Origin of the sequence: Rhizobium sp. ERR 1071, from assembly GCF_007828675.1 — a bacterium.
GTDB lineage: Bacteria > Pseudomonadota > Alphaproteobacteria > Rhizobiales > Rhizobiaceae > Rhizobium > Rhizobium dioscoreae.
Window position 1 is genome coordinate 111,302 of the sequence record NZ_VITM01000007.1, and the last position, 15,533, is coordinate 126,834.

A 15,533-nucleotide genomic window follows, 5' to 3' on the forward strand; every position below is an offset into this window, starting at 1 on the left:
CTCAATTCATGCGGTATCGTAGGCGTGTAGATTGCAGGGGATCACGTCCGAACGCGCGGGCCCGGCATAAGCTCCCGAAAGCCGCTTCAGCAGCATCTCGGTCGCGCGGTGGGCAAGCAGCGACGGCGTGTTGCCGACCCTTGTGATCCGCGGCCTGACATATTCGAGCTGCGGCTGGTCGCCGAAGACGGCGACGCCGATATCCTTCGGCACGCTGATGCCACGATCGAAGAAGGCGGCGAGCGCTCCCGCTGCCATCAGGTAGTTTCCGAAGAAGATCACCGACGGCAGGTTGTCGCCATGGCTTGCCAGAAGCCAATCGACCGCCTCTTGCCCTGACGGACCAAGATAACTTCCTTCCCGCCGCAGTTCGGCGATCGGCTCGACGCCGTTGTCACGCAAGCCCTGCTCGAATCCGGCGGCGCGCGCCATGGCCTCGGCGAAGAAGGACGGGCCGGTCAGATGCGCTATGCGACGATGGCCCTTCTTCGCCAGATAGGTTCCCATCTGATGGCCGCCGCCGAAATCGTCGATCTTGACACTGTCGACCGCCTTGTTTGGCAGGTCGCCGATGAACACGGTCGGCAGATCGATTTCAAGCAGCGCGTCATGCATGCCGTGCAGCGCGAAATCGCCGACGATAAGACCGTCAATGCGCCGGCTACGGATCTGGCGGAGATAGTGCTCGCCGTGCTCCTGTGAATGGCCTCCGGGAACATCGGTATTGAAGATCAGGAGATCGACCCCGATCGCCTCGAGATCGGATTGCGCCGCCTGCACCATCTCCGGATAGAAGGGGTTGCGGATATCCGGGATCAGCATGGCAACGAGATTGGTGCGGCCGGTCCTGAGGCTTTGGGCGAGCGGGTTCGGCACATAACCAAGCTCCGCGATTGCCTCTTGAACGCGCTTGCGCAAATCCGCCGAGACACGGTCGGCATGATTGAGCACATGCGACACTGTGGTCGGCGACACTCCGGCACGTTTGGCAACTTTGGCGATTGTGGTCATGCGCGCAGGCTACGGCATTGTAAATCGATTTGCAAATGCTTTTGCAAATCGATTTACCAAGTGCCTATCCGGTGATATCAGCACATATTCCAGCGCTCCGGCACCACCCACCCTTGCCGTATCGACCGGCTGAACCAAATAGAGATTGCCGCCCGCTCTTCGGATGCAGGCCGCGAAAGTCACCACCCGATCGCATCAGGCAATGAATCAGTCCGCCATCAGCAAAGCGAACAAGGCGCTCCATACACGGATCATCGCCGGTATCGGCGGCCTTCTGGCGGGCGCACTCTCGCTTGGGTATTCGATCTACCAAACCCGCGAAGAAGCGGAAGTGGCACAGGTGGCGCCTGGCAAACCCGTCGATGCCGGCCAATGGATGGTGACGCTTAATTCCGGCGGCGTCGCCGCCGAAACGCCGGATGGCCGACACCTTCCCGATGGCAAGAAAGCGCTGACACTCGATCTGACCCTTGAGAACATGACGGCGGAAAGCTCGAATTCCTATCGGGATACGCTGAAGCTCGAAAATCTCGAAAATCCGCCGGTCCCGCAATTCTATCTCGTCCGGGACAATGATTTGCTTTGGGACCTTCAGCCGATGATTCCGGAAAAGGTCAAGGTCGTCTGGCAATTGCCCGCGACGCAGGCGCTTCCCAAAGTGCTGAATGTCGCGATCGTGGGAACCACTTACAAGCCGAAGGACAATCTCTATGCCGCGCCGGGCTGGTTCAATCCGAACGACGTGGCGCGCGTCGGCTTGCCGCTTTCGGCGGGGCAAGGAGCAAATCCTTGACACGTCTCTTGCTTTCCGTGTTGCTCGTCGGCGTGACCGCCCTGCTCCTGGCTTTCCTGCAATCGACGACACCGAGCTACGCCGTCCTAACCGGTCCCATCGAAACGTCGGGACCGCAGAAGGACACCGTGTCGAGCAAGACGTTCAGCGTCAAGGTCGCCAAGCTCCTGCGCGCGAAAACGATCGCATTCACCTCTTACGGCAAGCCGGTCGAGCGACAGACCGACGGCGTCTGGCTGATCGTCAGTGTCGAGCTGCAGTCGAAATATGACACGATGACCATCCAGGCCGCGGCGATTGAAGGAGCTTCCGGCCGCTCCTACCGGCAGACCCATCGAGCCGATGGTGCCCCTCGCCTTCTGCCATCCAAGGACTTGCAGCCGGGCCTGCCGACTTCAGGCATCTTCATCTTCGAACTGCCGGAAGACGAAACGAGCAATATGACACTGGTGCTTTCCAGGCAGCCATCACCTCAGCTGGATTCGGAAATTCGCGTCAAGCTCGACGGTGGAAGCGTCGAGACGCGCGACCGCGCGGAGATCGGTAATAATGGCGTCTAGACGAGAACGACGGCTTTGGTTGGCATCTCTGCTTAGCCTGCCCTTCTTGCTCGCCGGCTATTATGCCATCAACGCATGGCGCAACGCCGAGGATTACATCAAGCGAAGCGAGCTGCGCGTAAGCGGCAATATCGGCGGGCAGACCTATGCCAAGGCCTCCTGGACACTCGACCAGGCAAGGGTGATCGGCGACGGACGTGACGGGAAAATGACCTTCCCCGGCCAGATGCGCCTGGTGATCGTAAGGCTGGCCGCGAGAGCCGAAGACGATATCGGACAGTCCTGGGCTCAATGCAGCCTGACCCTGACGGACCCGAAGGGCCGTCGCTGGCAGCCCCTCAATTTCATTCTCTCCGAGGATCTCAGCCGCGACCTCGATCCACAGGCCACTCCCATCGATGGCTGCGATACCGTATCGCGCCAGCCGCCCGCCAAAAGCGCAAATACGCTCATGGAGGAAAAATTCGTCGTGCCGGCCGACGCAATCCCCTCCTTGTCGGCACAGCTGAGCTTCGCTTCGACGAGACCGGACGCCATATCCTTTCCGCTGCGGCTGAATTAAAGCAGAGCCACGAGAGGCTGAACCGCTGCGTGCTTCAGCTTCCGCCGCGGCGCCATTCCCGCCCCTGCGCGAAACCGATTTCCAGAGCCGCGGCAAGCAGGCAGATCTTTATCGGCATGATGAGGACGCCGTCACCCGGCGCGCTGGGACTGCCGAAGACGAGCGAAATGGCCTGCGCGATCATCTGCCACAAAGGCAGATCGTGCGGACCGATCAGCCTGGAGAGGCCGTACCAGGCCCAGGCCGAGCTCCAATCCAGCAGCCGGTAAAGCAGAATGACTGATAGCATCAGCCCGAGACCGGAGCCGAGGGTCAGCCCGACACCCTCGGCCAAGGCACGATAGCGTTTTGCCGTGCCCGCGATGAAATGCGAAATGAAATCACGGATCGCCTTTGGCAGCGACCGCCAGCGCGAAACCGCGCGCGCCAACCGACCCTCCGTCAGCGGGCGCTCGCCATTGATGTCGTAGCCATAGACCAAGGCTGCGAGCGTCAGCCAGACGACGGGATAAAGAGCATAAAGGAACAGGGCGCGCATTTGCCTGGAAAAGGAAAGCGACGCGTCCTCCGCCGTCGGCGGAAAGATGGTGGCCGCCGCGGCATCGCCAACTGGATTGAGAAAGCCGAAAAAATGCCCGATCGTTTCGGGAAGCTTGGCGACCCAGGAACGGATGTCGTCTTCCCAGGTCGAAATGACAAAGAGACCGATGAAGGCCCAGTTCGCCTCACAAACAACGATGATGACAGCCCAGACAGGCGCTTTCGAACGCGAATGCATGAATTTGGCAAAGCGCCTGACCGCCCAGGCGATGGCAACCGACACGAGGAGCCAGGCACTGCTGCCGAATTTCAGAGGATTATAATCCTCCCCGAACGGCATCAGGTCGAGCGATAGCCTGGAATATTCCCTCACCGTGTCGCCGAGAAATCCCCAGGCGGCATAGTAGGCGAAGAATGGCACGAGGGTCAGCGCGAGTATCGAGGTAAAGCTGGGCGTCGCGGCGCCGTCGCCGGTATCGGTTTCCGGCGAGGCAGCCGCAGCGCGCGAGGCGGCGTCAAGCGAGGCCAACCCGGGTCGCACGGTCTCGAACAGCGCGACGATAATGACAAGCTTCAGGAGAACGACAAGGGCCAGGGTAGACAGCCCGGCCAGCGCATTCAGCCGGCCGATCATGACCGCCAGTTCGTTGAGAAGCGAATTTCCGATCAGACCGAGCAGCCACAGCGCCATCAGCTGCGGCCAGAAGCGCCACAGCAGTCGCAGGGTGAGCGACGGCAGCCGGAACGAAAGCCGGAGCGGCGGGCGGGTATCCGGAGAGAGAACCGTCATGACGCGCATCGTAGCAATCGAACCGTCAGTCGCCAAGACGCCTCTACAGGTTGCCAGGCGAACGGATCGCCCCGCGCCTGCCGGCGAATCCGATCAAACCTTTCGCACCCTGCGCCCGGTTCTGATGCCAGCCGGTGCGGCAACCGACGCACGTTTGACAAGCGAGCATTCGAGCTTGGTGATCTGGTAGCGGCGCTCTCGCGGCAAGACGGCCGTTTCCAGATGCTCGATCGCCCATTGGCCCATTGCCGTGTGAGGAAGGACCGAGGTCGTCAAGGGCGGCACGAGATGACGGCAGATGTCCTCGTCGTCATAACCCATGACCGACATGTCCTCCGGAATGTGGAGGCCAGCCTCCTTCAGCGCTTCGTAGCAGCCAATGGCGGTGCGGTCGTTCTGGCAGAAAATCGCCGTCGGGCGCTCGCGGAGCGCAAGTAGTTTCATGGTGCCGGCATAGCCGGCGCTCGCCGACCAGTCACCCTCTATGACAAGCTCCGGATCGAATGGAATGTCGGCCGTCGCCAGGGCGCGACGATAACCGGTCAATCGATCCTGGGCGGCCTGCATCCACGGTTCGCCCGTGATCGTCGCGATGCGATGATGCCCATGTGAGATCAGATGCCGGGTCGCGGTCTGCCCGCCGGCGATTTCGCTCGGAACGACGGACGGAAAGGCATAATCGGACGTATAGCAATTCAGAAGAATGATCGGGATATTGAGATCATAAAGATAATCCGGCACCTCCACCTCGCGGGTGAAGATCGTCATGTAGATGAGCGCCGAGATGCCGCTGTTGGTGAGCGCCTTGATCGCTCTCGGCTCCATGACAGGATCACTCATGGTCTGTGCGACGAGCAGAACGTTTCCGGCATTCCAGCAGGCCTGGCGCGCTCCTTCAATCGCGACAACCGCCTCCGGACTGGTTGCAAGTTGGTCGACGGCAAAGCCGATGACGCCATCGAGCCTCGACGGAGACAGCAGCGCCGGCGGCGCGGCAAGCACCGGCGCGACATAGCCAAGCTGGCGGGCTGCCTCGATGACCCTCTCACGGGTCTGCTGCGATAGCCGCATGCCCGGCGTATTGTTGAGGACGAAGGATACTGCGCTTTGCGAACATCCAGCCGCCTTGGCGATATCGGTCATCGTGACCCTCGTACCGGAACGACGGCCGCTTCGCTTCGTTGCCCTGTTGTCGGTGGCCGTGCGATCGCCGTTCGCGGCCGATATCTTCTTCACTGCGTCTCATCTCCCCTGAAGCGAAAACGGCCTACGATCCCCACGGCCGCCTTCATGCGCTAATTTTTATTATCATCAATTGCACGATCTCGGCAACCGGTGCGGATAGGCATGCAATAGCCATCCACATCTTCAGGCGCGAGATCGCTGGCAATTGAACCAAATAGCTAGATTTTCGAGAGTCCGCCGCTTCGCGCGCAGGCAACTGTATTACTAATACTATTTACTAATTGAAATTAGTCGTATACCGTCGGTGTCGTGGTGGGACGTGCCTTATCTCGCTTGGCGAGAAAACCCTGGGAGGGGGCTCAGGACCGGCCTGCCGCGAGTTGCAACCAGATCCCGCAGGCGGATCTATGGGAGGACGATCATGAAATACGTAACACGGGGCGCTGCCGCCTTCGCGGCAGGGTTGCTGCTGAGCTATGCGACGGCGACCTATGCCGCGGACAAGCCCACTCTCGCATTTGTGGTCAACGGCGCGTCCGACTTCTGGAAGGCGGCCGAAGCCGGCGTCAAGAAGGCTCAGGCCGAATTGCCGGACTTCAACATGGAATTGAAGTATCCTGAACAATCATCGGTCGCGATCCAGCAGCGATTGATGGAAGACCTCGTGGCGGCCGGCGTCAAGGGCATCATGGTTTCGGCCGTCGATCCCAAGACATCAACGGAGGGGCTGAACAAGATCGGCTCGGAAACGGCGCTGTTCACCACCGATAGCGATGCACCGGATACGAACCGCGTCGCCTATATCGGCTCATCGAACGTCGATGCCGGCAAGCAGGCCGCCGAGATCGCCAAGAAAGCCATGCCGAACGGGGGCAAATGCATCGGCTTCGTGGGACTTCTCGGCGCCGACAATGCCAAGGAGCGCATTCAGGGCATGAAGGATGGCCTGGCGGGCACGAAGATCGAATTGACCGACGTGCGCGGCGACGACATCGACCAGACGAGAGCGAAGAAGAATGTCGAAGACGCGCTCGTCGCGAGCCCTGACGTCACCTGCATGGTCGGCTTCTACTCCTACAACACGCCCCGCATCTATGAAGCACTGCGCGAAGCCGGCAAGCTCGGCCAGATCACCGTCGTCGGCTTCGATGATGATCCGATCACGCTCGGCGGCGTCAAGGAAGGAACGATCGCCGCGACAGTGGTGCAGCAGCCCTATCTCTGGGCCTATCAGGGCATGAAGCTGATGGCCGCCTACCTGAAGGGCGACAAATCGGGCATTCCCGCCAACAAGCTGATCATCATCCCGACGAAAATCATCGGCAAGGACGACGTCGATGCCTATGCGGCCAATCTGAAGGCCATGGCTGGCAATTAAGGCCAACCAGCAGCGCCGGTTGCGAGGACCGGCGCTGCTCGAATGCAGTTGCTCGCGTCGTCGCGGCTCTCCAGGCCATATCGCACAGGCATGATATTCGTTATGAACCAGCGCTCGGATAACTTGGCATCGGCTGAAACCACAATGCCCTTTCTCAGCCTTTCGGGAATCGGCAAGACCTATCCGGGCGTGGTCGCGCTCGATAATTTCTCGATGGACGTCAGCGCCGGCGAGGTGATCGGTCTTGTCGGCGAGAACGGCGCCGGCAAATCGACGCTCATGAAGATCCTTGGCGGCGTCGTCAGGCCGGATCATGGCAGTATTCGGCTCGATGGAGCCGAGCACGGGGCCTTCACGGTCGAAAGCAGCATCGCCTCCGGGATTGCCTTCGTCCATCAAGAGCTAAACCTTTTTGAAAATCTCGATGTCGCGGCCAATATTTTCCTTGGCCGCGAACCATTGCGCGGCGGCGCCCTGAAACTGATCGACCGCGCCCGCCTGCGCGAGATGGTCGCCCCTCTTCTGAAGCGCGTCGGCGCCAATTTCTCGCCGGATACGCCGGTGGCGTCACTATCGCTTGCCCAGCAGCAGATGGTCGAGATCGCCAAGGCGTTGTCCATCAATGCCCGTCTCGTCATTCTCGACGAGCCGACCTCGAGCCTGCCGCTTGCCGAGACGGAAAAGCTGCTGGCCGTCATATCCTCGCTGAAAGCCGAAGGCATCAGCGTCATCTTCATTTCGCACCGCCTGCATGAGGTCGAACGTGTCGCCGATCGCGTCATCGTTCTGCGCGACGGGACGCTTGTCGGCACATTGGCGAAAGACGCCATCGACCATGATCGCATGGTGAAGCTGATGATCGGGCGGGCATTGGCCGCGCGCTCCGTGGAAGCGGCCCGTCCGCCGGGCGATATCGCCCTGAAGATCGCGGCGGTCCGCACAGCCGCCTATCCGGCGCAGCCCGTCAACCTGGATATCCGTTACGGTGAAATCCTGGGCCTTGCCGGTCTCGTCGGCTCAGGCCGGACGGAACTTGCCCGCGTCCTGTTCGGGGTCGACCATAGCTATGGCGGCACCATCGCCCTCAGTGGACGGGACCTGAAATTGCGATCCGCCAGGGACGCTGTCGCCAACGGCATTTTTCTCGTGCCTGAAGATCGCAAGCTGAATGGCATCCTGCTCGATATGCCGATCTCGCAGAACATATCGTTGCCCAACCTTCCGGCCTTTGCGCGCCGCTCCATGGTTTCGCCGGAGCGGGAAAATGCCATGGCCGAAACGCAGCGCAGGCAGCTCGCCATCAAGACGCCATCGATCGCGACCCGCACCGGCACGCTTTCGGGCGGCAACCAGCAGAAGGTCGTGCTTGCCAAATGGCTGGCGATGCACCCGAAGGTGCTGATCTTCGACGAGCCCACGCGCGGCATCGATATTGGCGCGAAGAGCGAAATCTACAGCCTGATGCGCAAGCTTGCCGATGCCGGTGTGGCGATCCTGATGATCTCAAGCGACATGGAAGAGGTGATCGGCGTCTCCGACCGCATCGCCGTCATGCATGAGGGTCGGATCTCCGGCATCCTCGAAAAGGATCAGTTCAGTCAGGAAAACGTGCTTTTGCTGGCCGTCGGCAAAACGCTACACTAGAGTGGTTCAGCTATCCAAGGAAACCTGAACCGCTCTATCTCATTGTTTTTGCGCAATTTCCCGCGAAAGATGCTTCGCACTTCGCTTGGAATTGCTCTAACGGCCGCGGCCAATGGGAATTGATATCGATGAGTAAGAAAGATCTGGGCCTGCTTTTGTTGATTATCGTTGTCGGCATTGTCGTGACGATCATCAATCCGCGCTTCCTGTTGCCGATCAACCTCGCCAATACGTCGAACCTCATTGGCTTGTTTGGAATCCTGTCGATCGGCCAGGCTTTCGTCATCATCACCGGCGGCATCGAATTGTCCGTCGGCTCGCTGGTTGCCTTGCTCGGCGTCCTGTTCATCGATTTCATCGCCGTCCAGAACATGCCCTGGGCGATCGCCCTGCCGCTGATCCTGATCCTTGGCGGCATTCTGGGAGCGATCCATGGCTGGCTGATTACCCGGCTCAACCTCCAGCCTTTCGTCGTCACTCTTTGCGGCCTCCTGATCTATCGTGGCGCGGCGCGCTTCTACACAGCGGACGGCACGGCCGGCTTCGCCTTCGGCCAGAACTTTCCCACCCTCGAATTCCTGACCGCCGGCCGCTTCTATGGCGTGCCGAACACCTTCATCGCGCTCGTGATCATCGCCGCCGTCATGTGGATCGTTCTGCATCGCTCCGTCTACGGCCGCTATCTCTACGCCATCGGCAAGAATGAGGAGGCGGCGAAATATTCCGGCATCCGCACCAGGAAGATGATAACGGTCGCCTACATCATATGCGGCGTGCTGACGGCGCTTTCAGCGATCTATTTCGCCATGTACACCCGCTCCATTTCGCCGGCGAGCCATGGGCAATTCTATGAGCTCTACGCGATCGCCGCGGCGGTGCTTGGCGGCTTTTCGCTGCGTGGCGGTGAAGGATCGCTGATCGGCGTGGTGCTGGGCACGATCCTGCTGCAGGAATTGCAGAACCTCGTCAACCTTTTGGGTATCCCCTCCTCGCTCAACTTCGCCGTCATGGGCGGCGTCATCCTGATCGGCGTCTTGATCGATCAACAATGGAGCGCCATCCGGGCGCAACGGCGCCTCGCGTCGGCCGCACGCCAGGCGGAAACGCGCCAGCCCGCCGAACAACCGCAGTCATGATGCCGCCACCGGCCGGATGGACCCGAGGACGTCCTGTACGATCGGTAAGGCCATGCCACATGCCCGTGAATTTCAGGAAGGCCCCGACCTGTTGCAGACGAGGCATCCGTAAGCATGCATGATGATCCCATGCGTTTCGCAGCGCCTGAGGTCGCTCTCGGAAAAGGTCGAATGGATCGCCGCGCCGCTTGCCCTGATATTGTGTGGTCCGAATGCCGACACCAGCATTCGCAAACGCATCAGGCGCGGCATCAGCCAGTCTTCCTTCGGCTCGTAGCCCAGCTTTTCCCAACCGACTTTCGATTCCGCGGCGGTGATCGCCCGAATTACAAAATTCCGATCCGCGGCAAATGTCGCGACGTGCCAGGGCATTTCGGCGATGTCGAATCCCACCGCCCCAAGTCCCAAGACCGCCTGATCTCGCGATGCGATCCAGGATGCAAACGCTTGCTCCGACCTCGTTCGCGCCAACACCGAAGCAGCAATGGCGAGAACTTCCACGAAGACGTCGGTCAATCCGTTCTGCATCTGAATCGCAGGCAGCTCCGGACGAGCCTCGCATGTTATTCGGTTCGCCATGGCTTTGAGATGGCTCCATTCACTGCTGCGTCACCGACGGAAAGGACTCGGCCTTGTTGTGCTCAGGTCATCCACTTGCGGTGCTCGACGAAACGCTCCGCCAAAAGGTCGATGAACAATCGCACTTTCGTCGGCAGATGGCTACGGTTCGGATAGATCGCGCTGATCGTGAATTCCACGGCGCGATAGTCGGGCATGACACGCACGAGACGGCCAGCGGCGACCTCTTCGAAGACGATGAAACTCGGAGCGAGAAAGATGCCCTGCCCGCTCGCCAGGAGAAAGCGCAGTGTCTCCGCGCTGTTGGAGACGACATTGCCAGAAATCTTGACGCCCACCTGCTTGCCATCAGCATCCTCGAAACGCCATTCGTCGCCATAGGGGTAATAGGTATATTGCAGGCAATTATGCTCCGCGAGGTCGGCCGGAACCTTCGGCATCGGATGTGTGTCACGATATTCGGGCGAGCAAACGAGCATGTGCCGCCAGGGCGCGAGCTTGCGCGCGACGAGTGTCGAGTCGGATGCGGGGAGGGTTCGGATCATCAGGTCGTAACCCTCCTCGACCATGTCGATCGACCGTTCGCCGACGTTGAAATCGAGCGAGATCGCGGGATATTGCGTCATGAATTCGTTGACGACGGGAAGCAGGAAGCGGACTATTGCGCCGCTGGTATAGAGCTTAAGCGTGCCTCGCGGCATGGTACTAAGCGCGCCGGCGGCCCGATCGGCCTCCTCGAGATCGGCCAGTATCTGTGAGGAACGCTCATAATAATATTTGCCGGTTTCCGTCAAACTGATCCGGCGCGTCGTCCGATTCAGAAGCCGCGCACCCAAGCGGTCTTCCAACGATTGCACGTGATTGCCCACCATGGTGACGGACATGTTGAGCCGGCGGGCGGCGGCGGAAAAGCCGCCACATTCCACCACCCGGCCAAAGACTGTGAGGCTGGTCAACCGATCCATATTGTCCTCGGATTATCCACTGTGACTTGATGATCCTTCCCGATTTGAGGAGATTATCAGAAGGACGGTTCGGATGCATCTTCATCGCATCAAAATGACCCCGGGCAAAGGGGTGGCGCATTGAAGGAAACGGACGATGGTGGAACTCCCCCGCAACGAAGCGTTCAAGAACGCGAGCCAAGCCGACGCTGCTCCGGCCAACGAGGTCGCAAGGTCTCCCACGAGCGAAGCCCCGCGGGGTGTGACCGTCGAAGCGCCTGTCGCTTCGGCCACGCCCAAGACAGGCGGAAAGCTCATCAAGCGCGGCGTGCTGATCGCCGCGCTGCTGGCTGGCGTCGCGATCGCGGCGGATTTCGGCTATCGCTACTGGACGGTCGGGCGCTTCATCGAATCCACGGACGACGCCTACGTGAAGGCCGATTACACCACGATCGCGCCGAAGGTCGCCGGCTATATCAAGGATGTGCTTGTCAACGACAATGATAAGGTCAAGGTCGGCCAGGTGCTCGCCCGCATAGACGACCGCGATTTCCAGGCCGCACTTTCCCAGGCGAAGGCGGATCTGAAGGCCGCGGATGCGGCGATTTCCAACATCGATGCGCAGATCCAGCTGCAGCAATCGCTGATCGGGCAGGCCAAGGCGACGGTCGACGCGTCGCAAGCCTCCCTGGATTATGCGATATCGGATGCAGCGCGTTCGGCTCGGCTGATCACCAACGGCGTCGGCACACAGTCGCGCGCCGAAGAGACGGCATCGGCCAGAAAGCAGGCAGCCGCCGCCGTCGAGCGCGATCAGGCCGCGCTCGTCGCTGCTCAGAACAAGGTGCCGGTGCTTCAGACCCAGCGAGATCAGGCAGCCGCCCAGCGCGATCGGGCCGCTGCGGCCGTTCAGCAGGCCGAGCTCAATCTTTCCTATACCAACATCGTCGCCGCCGTCGACGGCACGGTCGGCGCCCGCTCGATTCGCGTCGGGCAGTATGTGACATCGGGAACGCAGCTGATGGCGGTGGTGCCGCTGCACTCGGTCTATGTCGTAGCGAACTTCAAGGAGACGCAGCTCACCTATGTACGTCCCGGACAGTCGGTCGAAATCAAGGTCGACAGCTTCCCGGACGTCACCATCAAGGGCCACGTCGACAGCCTCTCGCCGGCAAGCGGGCTCGAATTCTCGCTGCTGCCACCGGACAATGCGACAGGCAATTTCACCAAGATCGTCCAGCGCATACCGGTGAAGATCGTCATCGATGACGATAACCTCGTCGGTTTGCTGCGCTCAGGCATGTCGGTGGAGCCGGAAATCGACACCAAGGCCATCCAGACATCGACGACGGACGCACAAGGATTATCCAGCCACGCTGGATGATCCTTCCCAATCTTCATCGATTATCACCTCTGTATCGTCATGAGATTATTCCGGCATGAGCCGGAAGGAGACGCGCCGTGGCTACCCTTCAGATCGCCGCAAACAACAATTCAGCCGTATCCGCTCCGGTTGCACGGCCCGCCGTGAGCCCGCTGCGCATGTGGACCGCCGTCGTTGGTTCGACACTTGGCGCCTTCATGGCCGTTCTCAACATCCAGATCGTCAATGCCTCGCTTGCCGACATCCAGGGCGCGATCGGCGCTGGAACAGACGATGGCGGCTGGATCTCAACCTCCTATCTGATCGCCGAAATCGTGGTCATTCCCCTTAGCGCCTGGCTCGCCCGCGTCTTTTCCGTGCGCATCTATCTGCTGACCAACGCCCTCCTTTTCCTGCTTTTCTCGGTCGGCTGCGCCTTTGCCGCCAATCTGCAGCAGATGATCGTGCTGCGCGCCATACAGGGCTTCTCCGGCGGAGTGCTGATCCCGATGGCCTTCACGATCATCATCACCTTGCTCCCCAAGCCCAAGCAGCCGATCGGCCTCGCGCTCTTCGCCCTTTCGGCGACCTTCGCGCCGGCGATCGGGCCGACCATCGGCGGCTACCTCACGGAAAACTGGGGCTGGGAATATATCTTCTACGTCAATCTTGTGCCCGGCATTCTCATGATCGGCATGCTCTGGGCCTCGCTCGATCGCGCGCCGATGAACCTTTCGCTGCTCGCCAAGGGCGACTGGCCCGGCATCATCACCATGGCGGTTGGCCTTGCCGCGCTGCAGACCGTGCTTGAGGAAGGCAACAAGGACGACTGGTTCGGTTCCCCTTTCATAGTCCGCCTCTCTGTCATCGCCGCGGTCTCCTTGACGCTCTTTCTCATCATCGAGCTTCGCGCCGCCCATCCGCTCCTCAACCTGCGCCTGCTGGCGCGCCGCAATTTCGGCTTCGGCATCGTCGCCAATTTCCTGATGGGTGTCGCCCTCTATGGCTCGGTCTTCATCCTGCCGATCTACCTGACGCGTATTCAGGGGTACAATTCCGAGCAGATCGGCATGGTGCTTGCCTGGACCGGCATTCCGCAGCTGATCCTGATCCCGCTGGTGCCACGGCTGATGAAACGTGTCGATGCCCGCCTGCTGATCATCGTTGGCTTCGCGCTCTTTGCCGCCTCGAATTTCATGAATGTTCACATGACCGGCAACTATGCCAGCGATCAGCTCTTCTGGCCGAATATCGTGCGCGCCGTCGGCCAGGCGCTCGCCTTCACGCCGCTGACAGCGATCGCCACCGCCGGAATCGAGCAGGAAAATGCCGGTTCCGCCTCGGCGCTCTTCAACATGATGCGCAATCTCGGTGGCGCGGTCGGCATTGCCGCGCTGCAGACCTTTCTCACCAAGCGCGAGCAGTTTCATTCCAACATTCTCACGAATTCGGTCTCGGCATTCGAAGAGGCGACCCGTGCCCGCGTTGTCAATCTGACGAATTACTTCATGAACCATGGTGTCAGCGACCAGGCGCTTGCCACGCACAAGGCGATCGTCGCCATCGCCGCCAGTCTTCGCAAGCAGGCCAACATCATGGCTTTCAGCGACACGTTCTTCCTGCTCGGCGTTGCGCTGGTCATCGCCCTCGTCGCGAGCCTGCTTCTGAAGAAACCCGGCCACCTTTCCGGCGGTGCGGCACACTGAGCGCCGCATCTCAAAGAGGAGGAGATAGCCATGACCCTGCTGCACGACATGCCCAAGACCTCGATCATCAATTCCAGGACGGGCCATATTGGCGTCAATACTGCGGCTACCCTCAGCCTGATCGAATGGCTGACAGGCGATGAATGCCACGCCCTCGACGAGGCCGGCCTCGTCGCCGGGCTCGGTCGCCGCCTGCGGGCCCTCGGCCTTCCCATCGATCGGTTGACGCTGCACCTGACGACGCTGCATCCCGAATTCATCGGCCGCACCTTCGCCTGGGCGCCCGGCGAGCCGGTCGAGATCCATGATCGCGAACATGGCTCGCGTCTCGCGCTTGCCAACACGCCGCTCATGAAGGCACAGGAGATGCGCGAACCGCTCGTCGTCGGTCCGGGCGAGAGTCCGCATGGGCGCTGGCAACACATCGACATATTTTCCGGCCGGGGGCTCGTGCAATTGATCGTGGCGCCGCTTTGCAACGCCGACGGACCGATCAGTTGCGCCGTCTTCGCCACGCGGCGGCCAGGTGGCTTCACATCGGGCGAGCATGTTCTGATCGAACGCATCCTGCCGGCATTGCGCAACACGTGCGAACTTCGCGTCCTCAGACAATGCGAACTCAGCCTTCTCGACACCTATATCGGCCCGATGACGGCGAGCCGCATCCTCGCAGGACACATTCGTCGCGGAGAAATCGAATCCATGGAGGCCGCACTTCTGCTGTGCGACCTACGCGGCTTCACCGAGCTTTCCAATCGGCTGGCAGGCGGCACCGTGCTCGGGCTCTTGAACGCCTATTTCGACAAGGTGATACCGGCGATCACCCGCGAAGGTGGAGAGGTGCTGAAATTCATGGGCGATGCGGTTCTGGCATTCTTTCCAGGCGTCGATGCGACCGGAGCCTGCGATGCGGCGCTGACCGCGGCGAAGACAATTCTCGATGAAATAAGCGTCTTCGAATATGAAGGCATCCGTGTCAAGGTCGGTATCGCGCTGCACTATGGCGAGGTGAGCTACGGCAATGTCGGCTCCGGCAACCGCCTGGACTTCACCTTGATCGGCCCTGACGTCAATATCGTCAGCCGTATCCAGAACGTCTGCAGCGAGAGCGGCCAAGCGCTCCTGATATCAGGCCCATTCCAGCAAAACGCTGACATCACCGATGCGATCTCGATCGGGCGGCAGCCGCTGAAGGGCTTCGCCAATGCGATGGAGCTGTTTGCGATCGCATGCTGACGCCGCCGATGAGAGGAGAGAGGTTGGGCCATCCGAGCATTCGGCCGATCCGTCGATTGCTTGGATGGGGTTTCCTATCCGAATTTTCCCGCCAAGCATGTGTTGC

At 60.6% G+C, this 15,533-nt stretch carries 14 protein-coding genes; 9 read left to right on the forward strand and 5 right to left on the reverse strand.

Annotation, left to right across the window (positions count from 1 at the left end; genetic code table 11):
• Positions 1–6 precede the first annotated feature (6 nt).
• A complete protein-coding gene (locus tag FBZ99_RS23125) occupies positions 7–1,011 on the reverse strand; it encodes a LacI family DNA-binding transcriptional regulator (protein WP_145635041.1) in 1,005 nt (334 codons plus the stop codon).
• 202 nt (positions 1,012–1,213) lie between these two features.
• Here FBZ99_RS23125 and FBZ99_RS23130 point away from each other — a divergent pair, with 202 nt between their 5' ends.
• The 3 genes from FBZ99_RS23130 to FBZ99_RS23140 are packed head-to-tail and all read left to right on the forward strand — an operon-like array spanning position 1,214 to position 2,926.
• Complete coding sequence (locus FBZ99_RS23130; RefSeq protein ID WP_145635043.1) at positions 1,214–1,804, forward strand: hypothetical protein; 591 nt, start codon at positions 1,214–1,216, stop codon at positions 1,802–1,804.
• Complete coding sequence (locus FBZ99_RS23135) at positions 1,801–2,364, forward strand: hypothetical protein (protein WP_113421540.1); 564 nt, start codon at positions 1,801–1,803, stop codon at positions 2,362–2,364. Before FBZ99_RS23130 ends, FBZ99_RS23135 begins: the two co-directional genes overlap by 4 nt.
• Positions 2,354–2,926 carry a hypothetical protein gene (locus FBZ99_RS23140; RefSeq protein WP_145635045.1) on the forward strand — a complete coding sequence of 191 codons (573 nt, stop codon included), beginning with the start codon at positions 2,354–2,356 and terminating at the stop codon, positions 2,924–2,926. The genes FBZ99_RS23135 and FBZ99_RS23140 overlap by 11 nt, the downstream gene beginning before the upstream one ends.
• 34 nt (positions 2,927–2,960) lie before the next feature.
• Here the strand turns inward: FBZ99_RS23140 and FBZ99_RS23145 are convergent, their stop codons facing one another.
• Both FBZ99_RS23145 and FBZ99_RS23150 read right to left on the reverse strand, forming a co-directional pair.
• Positions 2,961–4,292: a hypothetical protein gene (locus FBZ99_RS23145; protein ID WP_145635047.1), complete on the reverse strand. Its 1,332-nt coding sequence runs from the start codon at positions 4,290–4,292 to the stop codon at positions 2,961–2,963.
• A gap of 57 nt (positions 4,293–4,349) precedes the next feature.
• Complete coding sequence (locus FBZ99_RS23150; protein WP_246661179.1) at positions 4,350–5,492, reverse strand: LacI family DNA-binding transcriptional regulator; 1,143 nt, start codon at positions 5,490–5,492, stop codon at positions 4,350–4,352.
• A gap of 370 nt (positions 5,493–5,862) precedes the next feature.
• Between FBZ99_RS23150 and FBZ99_RS23155 the strand changes: the two genes are divergently transcribed.
• From FBZ99_RS23155 to FBZ99_RS23165, 3 genes are all read left to right on the forward strand, one after another.
• Positions 5,863–6,819 (forward strand): sugar-binding protein, encoded by a 957-nt coding sequence (locus FBZ99_RS23155; RefSeq protein ID WP_113333353.1) that lies wholly within the window; start codon positions 5,863–5,865, stop codon positions 6,817–6,819.
• Positions 6,820–6,921: 102 nt separating this feature from the next.
• Positions 6,922–8,463 carry a sugar ABC transporter ATP-binding protein gene (locus FBZ99_RS23160; RefSeq protein ID WP_145635049.1) on the forward strand — a complete coding sequence of 514 codons (1,542 nt, stop codon included), beginning with the start codon at positions 6,922–6,924 and terminating at the stop codon, positions 8,461–8,463.
• 128 nt (positions 8,464–8,591) lie between these two features.
• Entirely contained in the window at positions 8,592–9,599 is a 1,008-nt protein-coding gene (locus tag FBZ99_RS23165) for an ABC transporter permease (RefSeq protein ID WP_145635052.1), read from the forward strand.
• Positions 9,600–9,671: 72 nt separating this feature from the next.
• Here FBZ99_RS23165 and FBZ99_RS23170 read toward each other — a convergent pair whose 3' ends face one another.
• Together FBZ99_RS23170 and FBZ99_RS23175 are read right to left on the reverse strand one after the other, a co-directional pair.
• Positions 9,672–10,115: a hypothetical protein gene (locus FBZ99_RS23170; RefSeq protein ID WP_145635054.1), complete on the reverse strand. Its 444-nt coding sequence runs from the start codon at positions 10,113–10,115 to the stop codon at positions 9,672–9,674.
• Positions 10,116–10,240: 125 nt separating this feature from the next.
• Positions 10,241–11,143: a LysR family transcriptional regulator gene (locus FBZ99_RS23175; protein ID WP_113354631.1), complete on the reverse strand. Its 903-nt coding sequence runs from the start codon at positions 11,141–11,143 to the stop codon at positions 10,241–10,243.
• A gap of 136 nt (positions 11,144–11,279) precedes the next feature.
• On the opposite strand from FBZ99_RS23175, the gene FBZ99_RS23180 reads away from it, so the two are divergent.
• The 3 genes from FBZ99_RS23180 (at position 11,280) to FBZ99_RS23190 (ending at position 15,427) form a co-directional block, all read left to right on the forward strand.
• Positions 11,280–12,506 carry an HlyD family secretion protein gene (locus FBZ99_RS23180; protein ID WP_113354630.1) on the forward strand — a complete coding sequence of 409 codons (1,227 nt, stop codon included), beginning with the start codon at positions 11,280–11,282 and terminating at the stop codon, positions 12,504–12,506.
• Positions 12,507–12,583: 77 nt separating this feature from the next.
• Complete coding sequence (locus FBZ99_RS23185) at positions 12,584–14,191, forward strand: MDR family MFS transporter (RefSeq protein ID WP_145635056.1); 1,608 nt, start codon at positions 12,584–12,586, stop codon at positions 14,189–14,191.
• Positions 14,192–14,239: 48 nt separating this feature from the next.
• Positions 14,240–15,427 (forward strand): adenylate/guanylate cyclase domain-containing protein, encoded by a 1,188-nt coding sequence (locus tag FBZ99_RS23190; RefSeq protein ID WP_442966507.1) that lies wholly within the window; start codon positions 14,240–14,242, stop codon positions 15,425–15,427.
• Positions 15,428–15,533: the final 106 nt, after the last annotated feature.

Coding starts and splice junctions, on each gene's coding strand:
- FBZ99_RS23125 (WP_145635041.1), bottom strand. CDS start 1,011: ATGACCACAATCGCCAAAGTTGCCAAACGTGCCGGAGTGTCGCCGACC.
- FBZ99_RS23130 (WP_145635043.1), top strand. CDS start 1,214: ATGAATCAGTCCGCCATCAGCAAAGCGAACAAGGCGCTCCATACACGG.
- FBZ99_RS23140 (WP_145635045.1), top strand. CDS start 2,354: ATGGCGTCTAGACGAGAACGACGGCTTTGGTTGGCATCTCTGCTTAGC.
- FBZ99_RS23155 (WP_113333353.1), top strand. CDS start 5,863: ATGAAATACGTAACACGGGGCGCTGCCGCCTTCGCGGCAGGGTTGCTG.
- FBZ99_RS23160 (WP_145635049.1), top strand. CDS start 6,922: ATGAACCAGCGCTCGGATAACTTGGCATCGGCTGAAACCACAATGCCC.
- FBZ99_RS23165 (WP_145635052.1), top strand. CDS start 8,592: ATGAGTAAGAAAGATCTGGGCCTGCTTTTGTTGATTATCGTTGTCGGC.
- FBZ99_RS23175 (WP_113354631.1), bottom strand. CDS start 11,143: ATGGATCGGTTGACCAGCCTCACAGTCTTTGGCCGGGTGGTGGAATGT.
- FBZ99_RS23180 (WP_113354630.1), top strand. CDS start 11,280: ATGGTGGAACTCCCCCGCAACGAAGCGTTCAAGAACGCGAGCCAAGCC.
- FBZ99_RS23190 (WP_442966507.1), top strand. CDS start 14,240: ATGCCCAAGACCTCGATCATCAATTCCAGGACGGGCCATATTGGCGTC.